At 66.2% G+C, this 14,185-nt stretch carries 12 protein-coding genes; 7 read left to right on the forward strand and 5 right to left on the reverse strand.

Annotated features, from left to right (window positions below; translation table 11 throughout):
• Positions 1 to 8: 8 nt before the first annotated feature.
• Complete coding sequence (locus VF34_RS05610) at positions 9 to 1,484, reverse strand: adenylate/guanylate cyclase domain-containing protein (protein WP_032367437.1); 1,476 nt, start codon at positions 1,482 to 1,484, stop codon at positions 9 to 11.
• Between the two features lie 73 nt (positions 1,485 to 1,557).
• Between VF34_RS05610 and VF34_RS05615 the strand changes: the two genes are divergently transcribed.
• The 4 genes from VF34_RS05615 to VF34_RS05630 are packed head-to-tail and all read left to right on the forward strand — an operon-like array spanning position 1,558 to position 4,879.
• On the forward strand, positions 1,558 to 2,805 hold the full coding sequence (locus tag VF34_RS05615; protein WP_371128955.1) for an AI-2E family transporter: 1,248 nt from the start codon (positions 1,558 to 1,560) through the stop codon (positions 2,803 to 2,805).
• Positions 2,792 to 3,961 carry a MacS family sensor histidine kinase gene (gene macS / locus VF34_RS05620; RefSeq protein WP_045841032.1) on the forward strand — a complete coding sequence of 390 codons (1,170 nt, stop codon included), beginning with the start codon at positions 2,792 to 2,794 and terminating at the stop codon, positions 3,959 to 3,961. The genes VF34_RS05615 and macS overlap by 14 nt, the downstream gene beginning before the upstream one ends.
• A 35-nt stretch (positions 3,962 to 3,996) precedes the next feature.
• Positions 3,997 to 4,623, forward strand: a complete 627-nt coding sequence (locus VF34_RS05625) for a response regulator (RefSeq protein ID WP_045841187.1) — start codon at positions 3,997 to 3,999, stop codon at positions 4,621 to 4,623.
• A 37-nt stretch (positions 4,624 to 4,660) separates the two neighbouring features.
• The gene (locus tag VF34_RS05630) at positions 4,661 to 4,879 is read left to right on the forward strand and encodes a hypothetical protein (protein WP_045841033.1); all 219 of its coding nucleotides are present in this window, start codon (positions 4,661 to 4,663) and stop codon (positions 4,877 to 4,879) included.
• Positions 4,880 to 4,882: 3 nt separating this feature from the next.
• On the opposite strand, the gene VF34_RS05635 is transcribed toward VF34_RS05630, so the two are convergent.
• Positions 4,883 to 5,272 carry a hypothetical protein gene (locus VF34_RS05635; RefSeq protein ID WP_045841034.1) on the reverse strand — a complete coding sequence of 130 codons (390 nt, stop codon included), beginning with the start codon at positions 5,270 to 5,272 and terminating at the stop codon, positions 4,883 to 4,885.
• A gap of 110 nt (positions 5,273 to 5,382) precedes the next feature.
• Between VF34_RS05635 and VF34_RS05640 the strand changes: the two genes are divergently transcribed.
• The 3 genes from VF34_RS05640 to VF34_RS05650 all read left to right on the forward strand — a co-directional run bounded on the left by VF34_RS05640 (position 5,383) and on the right by VF34_RS05650 (position 9,156).
• Positions 5,383 to 6,495 (forward strand): glycosyltransferase, encoded by a 1,113-nt coding sequence (locus tag VF34_RS05640; protein WP_045841188.1) that lies wholly within the window; start codon positions 5,383 to 5,385, stop codon positions 6,493 to 6,495.
• 21 nt (positions 6,496 to 6,516) lie between these two features.
• The gene (locus VF34_RS05645) at positions 6,517 to 7,167 is read left to right on the forward strand and encodes a DUF1707 SHOCT-like domain-containing protein (RefSeq protein WP_032367103.1); all 651 of its coding nucleotides are present in this window, start codon (positions 6,517 to 6,519) and stop codon (positions 7,165 to 7,167) included.
• 75 nt (positions 7,168 to 7,242) lie between these two features.
• Positions 7,243 to 9,156: a DUF2339 domain-containing protein gene (locus tag VF34_RS05650; protein WP_082079152.1), complete on the forward strand. Its 1,914-nt coding sequence runs from the start codon at positions 7,243 to 7,245 to the stop codon at positions 9,154 to 9,156.
• A gap of 116 nt (positions 9,157 to 9,272) precedes the next feature.
• Here the strand turns inward: VF34_RS05650 and VF34_RS05655 are convergent, their stop codons facing one another.
• Genes VF34_RS05655 through trmB form a run of 3 tightly spaced genes read right to left on the reverse strand, consistent with a single transcriptional unit; the run spans position 9,273 to position 14,131 of the window.
• Positions 9,273 to 12,653, reverse strand: coding sequence for an MMPL family transporter (locus VF34_RS05655; RefSeq protein ID WP_045841035.1), 3,381 nt, complete (start codon positions 12,651 to 12,653; stop codon positions 9,273 to 9,275).
• The gene (locus VF34_RS05660; RefSeq protein ID WP_228139387.1) at positions 12,654 to 13,340 is read right to left on the reverse strand and encodes an NYN domain-containing protein; all 687 of its coding nucleotides are present in this window, start codon (positions 13,338 to 13,340) and stop codon (positions 12,654 to 12,656) included. It lies immediately after the preceding gene.
• A gap of 14 nt (positions 13,341 to 13,354) precedes the next feature.
• Entirely contained in the window at positions 13,355 to 14,131 is a 777-nt protein-coding gene (gene trmB, locus VF34_RS05665; protein WP_370878763.1) for a tRNA (guanosine(46)-N7)-methyltransferase TrmB, read from the reverse strand.
• Positions 14,132 to 14,185: the final 54 nt, after the last annotated feature.

The raw sequence follows: 14,185 nt of genomic DNA on the forward strand, positions 1-14,185 counted from the left end.
CTGTCAGACTAACCGTCACTCGAGGAGGAGTCGGGATACTCCACCGGCCAGGCCAAGTGGGTTGCCCGTCGTCGGCCACGCAGTTGCACCTGGTCGCCCAACTCCCACTGTTCCTGCTCCTCGTCGTCGGCGAAGTACAGGGCCGAGGTGGATGCCAGAACACGTCCGGGCCGCAGTTTCGCCAGTTCGGTGAGGCGCGACGCCTCGTTGACCGGGTCTCCGATGACCGTGTACTCGAAGCGCTCGGACGCGCCGATGTTGCCGGCGACGGCCAGTCCCGCCGACACCCCGATACCGATGTCGAGTCCGGTGATCTCGTCCAGAGCGAAACGCAGTTCACGCGCCGCGGCCAAGGCCGCGGTGGGAGCGTCGGGACGGTCGAGTGGTGCCCCGAAGATCGCCAGCGCCGCGTCGCCCATGAATTTGTTGACGAAGCCGTGGTGGCGTCCGACGACGTCGACGACCACCCGGAAGAACTCGTTGAGCAACACCACGACCTCACTCGGCGGGCGTTCCGACGCGGTGGCGGTGGATCCGACCATGTCGACGAACAGCACGGCGACGAATCGTGTCTCGCCGCCCAGCTCGGTACCGAACTGCAGTGCTCGACGCGCCACGTCCTCGCCGACGTGCTGGCCGAACAGCTGACGCAGGACGCGTCGCTCGGCGGATTCCTCCATCATGCGGTTGAAGCCGACCTGGAGGCGACCGATCTCGCTGCCGTCGAACACGTCGACCTCGACGTCGGTCTCGCCGCGCTGCACGCGTTCGATGGCGTTGTGCAGTTGGCTGATCGGGTCGGAGATCTGGCTCGCCGTGAGCATCGACAGGACGAAGGCCTGCACGATGGCCAGCACGCTGAGCAGGATGATGGCCACGGCCAGTGCGTTCGGCGAGAACACCAGGTCGGTCGTCAGCTGGGTGGCACACAGCAAGATGATGCCGATGACGGGCATCAACGTGCCCAGTCCCCACGTCATGGCCATGCGGGTACCGACGCCGGGCGTCATCGTGCGGTCGAAGCGGCCTTCGCTCAGTGCCAGTGCTGCGACCGGGCGCAGGATGCGTTCGCCGAGCATGTAGGTGAAACCGAAGGTGACGGTGGCGGCCATGCCGACGGTGACGATGACGGCGATGGACAGCGACGGCATCTCCGCGATGGTCAGCAGCACGAAGATGATGCCGCCGATGATCCACAGAATCAGGTGCACGATGGCCTGACGCAGCGGCGCGTGCAGCGTCGTCATCTGTTCCTTGCGGGTGGGCGGGCCGCCGCGGAGCTGCCACCTGATGACCGAGCGCAGCAGTGTGTACGCGTAGATCAGGCTGACCACCAGGGCAACACCCAGATACGCACCGAAGATGTACACGTTGCGGACGCGGTCGGCGACGATCGATTGCGACTCCGGAATGGGCAGACCGTAGCGAACGAAGGCGAAGACCAGAACTGCGCCGAAGACGTTGGCGATGAGCATCGAGAGCATATAGAGCGGCCAGCGACTCTTCAGGGTGAGCGAGACCGCTCGGAAAGATGCCAGCACAGGTTAAATTTAGCGGGTGAGCACCGACGAGTTGCGGGCGCAAGGTACGGGGGCGTCCCCGCGCCTCACTTCGGCCGCAGATTCGGTGCATCCGCTGGTACGGGTTGGGGCGGAATGGACGTGGCGACTGCTGGTCCTGTTTGCCGGATTCATCACTTTTGCGTATGTGATCGCCAAATTGAGCACGGTGGTCATCCCGCTGGGTCTGGCGCTGCTTGCGGCCGCGCTGCTGGTGCCGATCGTCGATTGGATGCAGCGTCGGGGAGTGCCGCGTGTCGCTGCGGTGATCATCGTGATCATCGCCAGCATCGGCGTCGTCGCCGGAATCATGACGTTCATCGTCGAGCAGTTCATCGAGGGGCTTCCACAGGTGGGCGATCAGTTCACCCAATCGATCAACAGCGTCGAGGAGTGGCTCAGCAACGGGCCGCTGCACATCAGCGAAGACCAGATTCGGCAAGCGACCGACAATCTGGTCAAGGTCATCCAGGACAACCAGGAGGCCGTCACCAGTGGGGCGTTGACCACGGCGACGGTGATCGGCGAAATTCTGACCGGGGCGTTGCTGACGCTGTTCACGCTGATCTTCTTCCTGTACGGCGGTGATCAGATCTGGCAGTTCGTTACCCGGCTGGCACCGACGAAGGCGCGCAAGAAGATTCGCACAGCCGGCATCCAAGGTTTCGGGTCGCTCGTGGGATACGTCCGCGCGACGGTGGCCGTCGCCGCAGCCGACGCGGTGGGCATCGGAGCCGGGCTCGCCATTCTCGGTGTACCGCTGGCACTTCCGTTGGCCTCGCTGGTGTTCATCGGCGCATTCATCCCGATCATCGGTGCCGTGCTGACCGGATTCGTCGCAGTGTTCATCGCCCTGGTGACGAAGGGGCTCATCACCGCCGTCATCACCCTGGGCATCGTGATCGCGGTCATGCAGCTCGAAGGCCATGTGCTGCAGCCACTTCTGCTCGGCCGCGCCGTTCGGCTGCACCCACTGGCCGTCGTCCTGTCCATCACCGTCGGCATTCTGCTCGCGGGCATCGTGGGCGGCTTGCTGGCGGTCCCGATCGTCGCGGTGCTCAACACCGCCGTCCGGTCGCTGCTCGCCGACGACCCCGACGAGGTGTACGAGGAACTCGATGTCAGCGACACGCTGTACTCGGCCGAACCCAGCGACCCGGACACTCCTCCCGGTTCGTCCGAGCCCGATCGACTTGCCAAGGGGGAGCTGAACACTGCAGACCCGAAGACCGATGCGGACGACTGACCGAGTGCGGCCGACGCTGAACTCGGCCGATCCCGACAGCCCGCTGTGGCGGGCCTCGCAGGCCTTCCGTCTGGTCACTCTCGTGTACGCCGTCAGCTATCAGGCCGCGACCGTCGACAACTACACCAACCCGCGGCTGAGTTGGGCATTGGTCGCCCTCATGGCCGTATGGTCCGGAGCTTCGGCACTCCTGCTCTCGCGAGCGACCCTGCCGCGCTGGCAGGTGGTCCTCGCAGATCAGATCATCGTGATCGCTCTGATGGCGTCGACGCGGTTGGTGGCCGACTACGACTGGTACAGCACCCGCCAGACCCTGCCCACCACCCTGTGGGCCACCAACGCCGTCATCTCCGCCGCAATTCTGTTGGGGCTCAAGGGTGGTATCGCCTCGGGTGTGGTGATGTCGTTGGTCAGTGCCCTGGTACGAGACCGGTTCGACACCGACCTGTGGTCGGACGCCACCGCCCCGGTGCTGCTGTCGGCCGGGCTCGCGTTGGGATTGGCGTCGAACACCGCCCGGCGCGCCCACGAGGAATTGCGCAGTGCGGCACGGTTGGCCGCGATCACCGAGGAGCGTGAGCGGCTGGCCCGACAGGTGCACGACGGGGTTCTGCAGGTGCTGGCCCTCGTCCGCCGTCGAGGTCTCGAAATAGGCGGGCCGGCAGCCGAACTCGCGGAGCTCGCCGGTGAGCAGGAAGTCGCTTTGCGCGTGCTGATCTCCGAACAGTCGGCTCCGCGCGACGATCACACCGGATCGATCGTCGACGTGCGCGCGCTGCTGCGTACTCAGGCCGGCACGTCGATTTCGGTGTCGACTCCCGCCGACCCGGTGCTCGTCGAATCCGACGTCGCCGAGGAACTCGCTGCCGTCGTGACCACTGCCCTGTCCAACGTCGAGCTTCACGCAGGTGCCGATGCGAAGGCCTACGTACTGCTCGAAGACGTCGACGGAGAGCTGATCTTGAGCATTCGTGACGATGGCCGCGGAATACCCGCCGGACGGCTCGCCGCCGCCGAGGCCGAGGGCCGGATGGGCGTCTCGAAGTCCATCCTCGGCCGGGTCGAATCTCTCGGCGGTACTGCGATACTCGACACCGGAGAGGGCGAGGGCACCGAATGGGAAATTCGGGTTCCGCGAACGAGAGGAGCGAGATGACCGGCGACGAGAATCCGAACGCCGAGATCGCGGTGATGGTCGTCGACGATCACCCCATGTGGCGTGACGGCGTCGCCCGGGATCTCGAGGCCGCCGGATTTCGGGTGGTCGCCACCGCGGACGGAGTAGCCGCGGCCGGACGCCGCGCCCGAGCGACCACTCCCGACGTCGTCCTCATGGACATGCATCTGCCCGACGGGAACGGTGCCGATGCCACCGTCGCAGTGCTGGACGCGTCCCCGAAATCCACGATTCTGGTGCTCTCGGCATCGGCGGAACGCAGCGACGTGCTCGACGCGATCAAAGCTGGTGCGACGGGTTACCTGGTCAAGAGCGCATCGGCAAAGGAGCTGTTCGACGCCGTCCGCGCTACCGCAGCCGGACAAGCGGTGTTCACCCCGGGTCTGGCCGGTTTGGTTCTCGGCGAATTCCGGCGGATGTCGTCGTCACCGGAGCCGGAGTCCGATACCCGCCCCACGTTGACCGAGCGCGAGACCGAGGTGCTCAGACTGGTCGCAAAAGGGCTCAGCGCCAAGCAGATTGCGACCCGTTTGACGCTCAGCCACCGGACGGTCGAGAACCACGTGCAGGCGACACTGCGAAAACTGCAGCTGGCCAACCGCGTCGAATTGACCCGGTACGCCATCGAAAAGGGTCTGTAGGGGTTTGCGACCCGGCCCGACGGGCACTCTTGACCCCATGACCGACAACGAAGCAGTGGACACGACAGTCGATCCGGCCGAGCACACGAAGGGCGTCGACGCCGACCAGGATCAGACCGGTGCCGAGCGCGCCGAGGCCATCGACGAATTCGACGGCCATCTGGACGGATCGGGCGAGGAGTCCGAGCTTCCGACGCCCGAGCCGACCGAAGTGGCCGACAAGAGCGACGAGAAGACCGTCACCCGGTCCGAGTAGCCCCTACTGGGCACACAGCCTGCCGAGCGCGAATTTGGCGATCGGCAGGTAGGGCAGGACCAGCGGCAGCGGGCCATCGATGGTGATCCACGCCCGGGTTCCACTGGGTCGGGAGACGACACCGTGAGCCAGATCCACGCCGATGGCCCTGTTCTGGAACCACGCCGACCACGCCCACGTCCACGACTGCTCATCCACCGAGTGCACCTCGAAATCGATCGGCACCCCCAACGGTCCCAGCACTCGGCCGGTGGTGTCGGAGTCGAGGCGTTCGCCCCGGTATTCGACGCCCATGATCTGCGGAGCCCAGGTCTTCCAGATCGTCGGGTCCATGTATCGCTTCCAGACCTCGGGTGCCGGGGCGTCGCCGGTGGATTGCAGTGTCACTCGCATAGCTCTCACCTACCCGCTGGTAGCGGTCTCCACACGGATATTCGCCGAACGTTCGGTCACCATCCACCGCCGTGGCATCGGGTGGACGTCCGGCTGGAGAGACTGAGCAGGTGCGCATCGTTCAACTGGCGAACTTCTACGGGCCGCGGTCCGGCGGTTTGCGGACGGCCGTCGATCAGCTGGGATCGGGCTACGTGGCCGCTGGTCACGACGTCACGCTGATCGTGCCGGGTGCCCGGTGGAGTGAGACGACGCTGCAGTCGGGAGTGACGCGTGTCGAGGTGCCGGCGCCGAAAGTTCCGTTCACCGGCGGCTACCGTGTGGCCGACCCGCGGCGAGTGGCCTCGATCGCGTCGGGTCTACGTCCGGACGTGATCGAAGTGTCGGACCGGCTGACCCTGCGCGGAATGGGCAGGTGGGCGTCGCGTCGCGACATCCGCAGCGTGATGATCTCCCACGAGCGCCTCGACCGGCTGCTGGCTCAGACGATGCCGATGCGATACGCCCGGCCCCTCGCCGACGCGGCCAACCGACGCACTGCCGAGTCGTACGACGCCGTCGTCTGCACCACCGAGTTCGCACAGCAGGAATTCGATCGAATCGGAACACCCAACGTCCATCGAGTCCCGCTCGGCGTCGATCTCGAGCTGTTCCATCCCCGACGACGCCGAGCCGGCGCGCGCTCGGCATGGCTGGGTAGCGCCGACCGGCTGCTGGTCCACTGCGGCCGACTGTCGGTGGAAAAGCATGTCGAGACCAGCATCGATTCGCTTGCCGCGCTCTGCGATTCGGGTGTGCGGGCTCGGTTGGTCATCGCCGGCGACGGCCCCCGACGAGCGGGCCTCGAACGACGCGCCCGCGGGCTGCCCGTCGACTTCCTCGGCTTCGTCGACGGCAGGTCGGCCGTCGCCGAGCTGCTCGCCTCGGCAGACATCGCCCTCGCGCCGGGACCGCACGAGACATTCGGCCTCGCGGCATTGGAATCGCTCGCCGCGGGCACGCCCGTCGTCGTCTCCGAAACCTCGGCACTGGCCCAGATCGTCACCCCGCAATGCGGTGGATCCTCGATCAACACCGCCGACGGCTTCGCAGCGGAAATTCAACGGCTGCTTCGACTTCCGGCCGACGGACGCCGGATCGCGGCGAGGGTTCGCGCCGAAGAGTTCGGCTGGCCCGCATCGGTACACGGAATGTTGTCGGTTCTCCGCGGGCACGCCGCCTGAGAACTTCGCTACCCTGGGCCCATGGAGGCAAGGGATCTGCGAGTGTCCGATGCCGAACGCGAGCACGTCGGGCAGCTGCTGCAACGGGCAGTCGGCCAAGGCATGTTGTCGCTCGGTGAGTTCACCGAAAGAATGGACACCGCTCTGGCGTCGAAGACCCGGGGCGAGCTGAACTCGGTACTCGCCGATCTACCGGGCATGCAGATCGCCGGCGAGCACCTCCCGTCGCCGAAACCCTTCGCCGATCCCACCCCACAACCGACGCCGCGACGCGTCGTGCAGGAGCACTGGGGACACGGCGGCGGTACCCCGGACACGGTGCGCGGCAGCATGTCCACCATCACCCGCAAAGGCCCGTGGAACGTACCGCGCCGGTTGAACGTGGTGACGCGGCTGTCGTCGGTGACACTCGACTTCACGCAGGCCGTCATGGTCAGCCAGGTCGTCGACATCCACGTCGACGACTACTGCAGCTCGGTCACCGTGATCCTCCCGACGGAGGCCACCGCCGACGTCAACGGTGCCGAGGCCGTCGCAGGTACCGTCACCAACAAGGTGCGCACCGGCCCGCCGTACGGACCGCTGCACGTGGTGCTCACCGGGAAAGTCCGCTTCGGTTCCCTCACCGTCAAGCACCCCTTCGGCAGCTCGTTCCGTAAAATTTTCGGATAGTCGGGCTGGACTACTCGAGGGATCCGAGTAGCACTACTCAGGCTATCGAGCCGCGCGGCCCGCAGGATCTATCCCATGACTTCTTCCCAGAACTCCGGGCTGGACCCGCAACTCGTCGCGCGCCTGTCCAGCCGCTTCGATTCCCTGGGCGACCACATGCGTCAGGTGGCCGTCGACCTGCATACATTGCAGTCGCAGCTCGGTACCGCACCCACTTCCGTGCCCGTTTCGGCTCCCGCCAGGCCACAGCCGGTGCCGCGGTCGTATGCGCCGACCGTCCCTCCGCAGACGTTCTCGCCGCCCCGGATGCCTGCACCGCAGCAGCCCTATGCCGCGCGCGGCCCGGTGTCGGCACCTCCGGTCACGCCGCCTCCTGCGGTCGGCCAGTCCATGGCAGCCCCGCCGTTGCGAGGGCCGGTGGTCGCGCCGCGGCCACCCGCTCCGCCCCGTGAGCCGTGGTGGCAACGAGACGGCGTCATCAGTCGCCTGCTCGCCGTCGCGGGCGCAGGTGTCACGCTCGTCGGCGTCGTGATGCTGCTGGTTCTGGCCGCACAGGCCGGGTGGTTCGGGCCGCCTCTGCGCGTCGCCGCAGGCGGGGTGTTCTCCCTCGCACTGATCGGTGCCGGTGTACGAGTGTTCGGTCGCTCCGGAGGACGCGTCGGCGGAATTGCACTGGCCGCTACGGGTATTGCGGGTCTGTACCTCGACGTTCTGGCGACGTCCGTCCTGTACGGCTGGCTCGATCCGGTTATCGGGTTGATTGCTGCATTCGGAATTGCCGCTGCGGGAACAGCTCTCGCAGTGCAGTGGAAGTCGCAGCCGATGGCGGTATTGATTCTCGCCGGAGTCGCGGCGTGCGGCCCCATCCTGACCGACGGTCCGACCCTGGCCCTGATCGCGTTCTTCGTCGCCACCTACATTGCGAGCTTCCCGGCTCAGATCGGCCGTGATTGGCCGCTGCTGCAGATCGTCCGAACCCTTCCCCTCGTCGGCACGGTCCTGATAGCGCTGGTCGGCACCGACCTGTCCGAACCGACCGACTACCGACTGCTTCTCGTCGTCGTACTGGTGGCCGCGTCCGGAATGGGTATGTCTCTGGAACTGCTGCGCCGCAACGTCTCCGACGTGGTGGCCACCGTCATGACCGCTCTGGCTGCGCTGCCGCTGCTGATCTCGGCGAGCGTGTTCGATCGGTGGACCACCGTGACCGTGCAACTGGTTCTGGTGGCCGCGGCACTGGCGATCGTGCTGCTGGTGCACTGGCTGCCGGCGCATGCCCGCATCGCCGTCTCGATCATCGGTGCCGTGGCAATGCTGCAGGCCGCAGTCGGATCGACGACGGTCGACGTGCGTCCGGTCGTGCTGTTCGCGGTTGCCCTGGCGCTGTTCGCCGCGGCCCACCGCACCCGCTCGTCGTTGGCCTACCTGATCGGAAGCGCGTTCGGTGTGATCGGTGCGTTGACCTTCGTCTCGATCTCCCCGCCGGAGGCTCTCCTGGACTCCGATCACGCTGCCGGGAACGCGGGCAGCATCATCGGCGGAATACTGCTCGCTGCAACAGCATTCGCGTTCGCCTATGTCCTGACCGAACTGAAACTCCTCGACGACGGAATGCAGACCCTCGCCATCGTCTCCGGAGTGCTCGCCCTGTACGGCCTCACCTCGGCCACCGTGAGCCTGGGAACCTCGATCGGCGGCAACACCACCGGATTCACCGCCGGGCACACCGCCGCCACGATCGAGTGGATGATCGCAGCATTCGCCCTGCTGGCCTTTGGCTTACGGAGTATTGCCCACGCTCACCTGGCACTGCTGGCCGGACTTTCGCTGACCGCCGCCTCCATCGCCAAACTGTTCCTGTTCGACCTCGTCGCCCTGGACGGCCTCTTCCGCGTCATCGCCTTCATCGCAGTCGGCTTGTTGCTGCTGATCGCGGGGACCCGATACGCCAAGGTATTCGCGGACCGAGAGGGAGCGGTCACCTCCTGACCACCGCTGCCTCCTGACCCCCGCTGCGTGAATGGACCACTGCACACGTCTCGACGGTGCAGTGGTCCGTTCACGCGTTGCGGGGGAGGGGTGCCTCCCGGCTGTGACGACTCGCGTCAGCGGGAGCGGTTGCGCTCCCGAGCCAACAGTTCGCTGACACTGAGCACCTGGCCGTTGTCGCCGCCGCGATGGCGGCCACTGTCCCCGCCTTCGGTGGACGGAGCGGCACGACGACCGGACGGCTTCTCCTCGCGATCCGATTCCGAACTGGCCCCGACACCGTTGCCGTTGCTTTCGGTGTCATGTCGTTCCGAGGTGCGGTGGTCGGAACCACTGCTGTTGGAGCCACTGCTGTTGGAACCACTGCTGTCCGAACCGTTGCGGTCGATGCCGTTTCCGTTCGAGCCACGGCGTTCGGACCCGTTGTCGGCGTTGCCGTTTCGCCCGAAACCGTTGCGTCCGGCAGCAGTGCCGCCGTGGGTGCCGGTGCCCGAGCCGTTGGTGCCGTGCTTGTCGACCCCGTTCGTAGCAGCGCCGTTGGTAGCGGCTCCGTTGGTAGTAGCCCCGTTGGTGGTCGAGCCGTTGGACGACGACCCGTTGGCACCGGTGCTGTGACCGTTCGAGCTGAGACCATTCGAGGTGTGGCTGTCAGAACCGCGGGAGCCGTTGGTGAGCGACTCGCTTCGCGGAGTGCTCGGCCGTGGTGCCTGCGATGCGCTCGGGGCTCGCAGATCGGCCAGCCAACTTTCGATGGATCGCGAATCCGGTTCCTCGGCCCGTCCCGCTCGCGTGCTGCGGGTACGGCTCGGGGGTGCACTCGGCGGTTGAGGCGACTGTTCGGGTACGGGTGCGGCACTCGGGGGAGCGGGTCGAACGACGTCCGCTGCCTGAGTCGGTTCGGGTTCGACGTGCGGACGCGGCGGAACCTGCTGAGCCCGAGTCGGCCCGGATACGGGTGGGCGCGGTTCGGCAGGACGCGGCGGAGTGGGACGCGCCGCGGGTGCCTGCGGCGAGTAAGCCTGCGACGAGCGAGCCTGGGGCGAGTAGGCCTGCGACGAGTACGGCTGCTCCGAATCGGGCTGGGGCTCGGCCTGCTTCGGGGGAGTGGTCGGTGCCGCGCGGGTCGGCTCGGGTGGCGTCGCCGGCCGGCCGGTCACGCTTCGACGCGACTCCTCCTTCGCGGCGTGCGTGGCACGGATCGGTCCGCCTCCGTGCGGTGCCACCACCGGGATGGGTTCGGTGAGGGGCTCACCGCGGCGCGGTGTCGGACGCATCGGGGGTGCCACGGTCGAGGAGGGCGCGCCGCCCGCGAGGGCGAGTTCGGGCACGTCTCCGGTGGGCAGCAGCTCGTCTTCGAGGATGGTCTCGCCGAGGCCGAGCTTGCGCTGAATGCGCTTCATCCACTGCGGAGCCCACCAGCAGTCGTCGCCGAGCAGCTTCATCGTGGCGGGCACGAGGAACATGCGAATCAGCGTCGCGTCGATGATGAGAGCGGCGATCATGCCGTAGGCGATGTACTTCATCATCACCAGATCGGAGAACGCGAACGCGCCGGTGACGACGATGAGGATCAGCGCCGCCGCGGTGATGATGCGTCCGGTATGCGAGGTTCCGATGCGGATGGCTTCGCTTGTGCTGGCACCCTTTTCGCGTGCCTCGACCATTCTGGAGAGTAGGAACACCTCGTAGTCCGTGGACAGGCCGAACACAATCGAGATGATCAGCACCAGCACCGGAGCCATGATCGGCCCCGGGGTGAAGTTCATCAGCCCCGCCCCGTGACCCTCGATGAAGATCCACGTCAGGATGCCCATGGTGGCACCGAGGCCGAGGACGGTCATCAGCACCGCCTTGATCGGCAGCACCAGCGATCCGAACGTCAGGAACATCAGCATCGTCACGATGAACACCACCAGCACGGCCATCAGTGGCAGCTTGTCGATGAGTGCGCTGATCGAGTCCTGCTCGATTGCCGGGGTACCTCCGATCATGACCGTCGCGCCGTCGGGCACGTCGATGCTGCGGAGGAAGTCGATGGCCGGTTTCGAGTCGTTGCGATCGGTCAACCCGGCCTTGAAGACGATGACGCCGTCCTTGCTGGCGCCGACGGGGGTGAACTTCTCGATCAATCCGGGAGCGTTGTTCGCCTGTGTGGTGATCGCGCCGAGCGTCGGGCCCTGCGCGCCCTCGATGACGATCTTGATGGGTTCGGTGCGCTGGCCGGGGAACAGGCTGTCGAACTCTCCCTGCGCGACGCGGGTGACGTTGTCCGGCGGTAGGTACGTCTCGTTGATGCCACCGAATTTGATGTTGCCGACGGGCAGCGTCAGAAGGACCAGTCCGAGCACGATGGGCACGGTGACCTTGACGGGGTTGCGCATCACCCAGCGGGTGAGCTTGCCCCACATGCCGTTCTCGATCTCTTCGCTCGACTTGGTCTTGCGCATGAACTTCAGACCGAGGGCGTCGACGCGTGGGCCGAGGATGGCCAGCATCGCGGGCAGGATCGTAATGGCCGTCAGCGCTGCGAGCGCGACGGTGGCGATGGATCCGTATGCGACGGATTTCAGGAAGCCCTGCGGAAACAGCAGCAGGCCACCGAGGGAGGCGACGATCATCGTCGCGGAGAACACGACGGTGCGACCCGCCGTCATGACGGTGCGGCGCACGGCCTGTGGCGTCGTATGTCCGTCACCGAGTTCCTCGCGGAATCGCGAGACGATGAAGAGTCCGTAGTCGATGGCCAACCCGAGTCCGACGAGCGAGACCACGGGCGCAACGAACGAGTTGACCTCGGTGAAGTTGGTGAAAACCTTGACGATGCCGTTGGCTCCGACGACCGTCAGACCGCCGATGATCAGCGGGAGCGCCGCGGCGACGACGCCGCCGAAGATGAAGAACAGCAGGACTGCGACGGCGGGAATCGCCAACAGTTCCATGCGGTGGATGTCGCCGGCCATCGTCGACTGCAGTGCGCCGGCCACGGCCTGTAGCCCGGTCACCTGCACGTCGACGCCGTCGATGTAGAAGGCGTCCTTGACGGCCTGGAAGTTGTTGGTCAGTTCGGTGTCGTCGGCACCCTTCATCGCGATGCTGGCGATGGCATGTTGCTTGTCGCTGGTACCGAGAGCCGCGAGGTTGGGTGCGCCGGGCACCTTGAAGTAGGTGCCGTTGACCTTCTCGATCTGGTCGGGATGGTCGACGGGGAGCGATTCGAGGCTCGAGACGACCTTCGACTGGAATTCCGGATCGTCGATCGACGACCCTTCGGGCGCGGTGTAGAGGACGATGACGTCACCCTGTTTGTCGCGTCCGAACGTCGTGTCCGCCAGACGGGCAGCCTGGGCCGATTCCGAGGTCGGATCGTCCCAACCGCTCTGACTGAGATGGCTGTTGAGATCGAGACCGTAGGCAGCGAAGCCCAACAGCCCGGCCACCATGACACCGATAACGGTGTACCGCAGGCGGTAGACGATGTCTCCCCATCTGGCGAACACTTAAGAAACTCCTTGGCGCCCGACGAGCAGGGCGGACAGCGGTCGGAAGGGCTGCAGCCACGCGCCCTCGTCGGGGAGCGAATCGAGACTCACCCGAGGCAGTGGCTCACGGAAGACGCCGGGAATGTCCTCGAGGTCGAGGAATTCCAGGATGTCCGACGTGACAGCCCAGCTTGCGTGCTCCCGGAATCCCAGTACCTGAACGGGTACTCCGGTTGCTGCGATGGCCTCCAACGGCCCCTTGAACGCCTGACCGTCGGCGGACGCGACCATGACACCGGCGAGGCCGCCGTCACGGTTGCGGAAGTCGATGTGGTCGAGCATGTCGGCGTCGACGTCACTGTCTTCGTCGACCTTGGGCTTGGCGAACACCGCGAAGCCCACGTTACGCAATGCTTCGACCCAGGGGCGGACGACGTCGGCGCTGCCGGGTGCAATGTTGGTGAACACCGTTGCCTCGGGCTCGAGCGTCGCGGTGCCCGAGGTGGACAGTTCGGCGGTGCGGCTGAGCAGCCATCGGCCCAGCGCATCGAATCGTGGGCGGTAGGCAGCGGTGGGCCGGCCACCCAGGATCGCGCCGAGACCCATGTCCAGGTTGGGTGCATCCCACACGAGCAGGACTCGCTTGCTGTGGCGGGACTCACCGATCGCCCCGAGCTCGGCGGGATCGATCACGGTGTCGGGCATGTCCGTACTGACGCTCATGCTGTCTTCTTTCCCCAGATCAATTCCGTCACCGAGCTGCCCACCTGCTGGGCCTTGCCCTCGAACTTGGTCACCGGCCGCTCGTGCGTCATGGGCGACTCCCAATCGAGAACGGTCAGGCCGGGCTCGGCGTTCCCGGCCTCGGCAATCCACTCAGCGTATTCGGCGTGATCGGTGGCCACGTGCAGAACGCCGCCCGGCTTCAGGCGATCCGCGATCATCGCGAACGTGGGGCCCTGCAGGAGACGACGCTTGTGGTGGCGCACCTTGGGCCACGGGTCGGGGAAGAAGACGCGAACGCCGGTCAAGGACTCCGAGGTCAGCATGTTCTCGAGGACGTCCATCGCGTCGCCGCGGAACAACCTGACGTTCTCGATGTTCTCGCGCTCGATCTGCTGCAGAGTCTGCGCGAGCCCGGGTCGGTAGACCTCGACGGCCATGAGGTTGACGTGCGGCTCGGCCATCGCCATTGCCGTGGTGGCCGTGCCCGTGCCCGACCCGATCTCGAGAATCGCCGGACCGCTGCGCCCGAACCAGGCGTCGATGTCGATCTGCTCGTCGGCGACATCGCGGCCGATGCGTGGCCACAGGTTGTCCCAGGTGCTCTGCTGAGCGTCGGTCAGCGCTCCGCGGCGGGAGCGGAAACTGGTCACTCTGGGGTACAGCCGCGAGCCCCGTTCCTGGGTCTGCACCGAGTTGTCTCCGGTGTCGGCAGAGGTGTCCTGTGGCTCGTTCACCGGTCCATTGTCGCGCATCGGCGGAGTGTGTGACAGGTGGGTCTCGAGTTGAAGTTGAGACTTGCTGTTCCATCGCTGATCAGCGCTAGG

This window comes from Rhodococcus sp. PML026 (assembly GCF_000963615.1).
Classification (GTDB): domain Bacteria; phylum Actinomycetota; class Actinomycetes; order Mycobacteriales; family Mycobacteriaceae; genus Rhodococcoides; species Rhodococcoides fascians.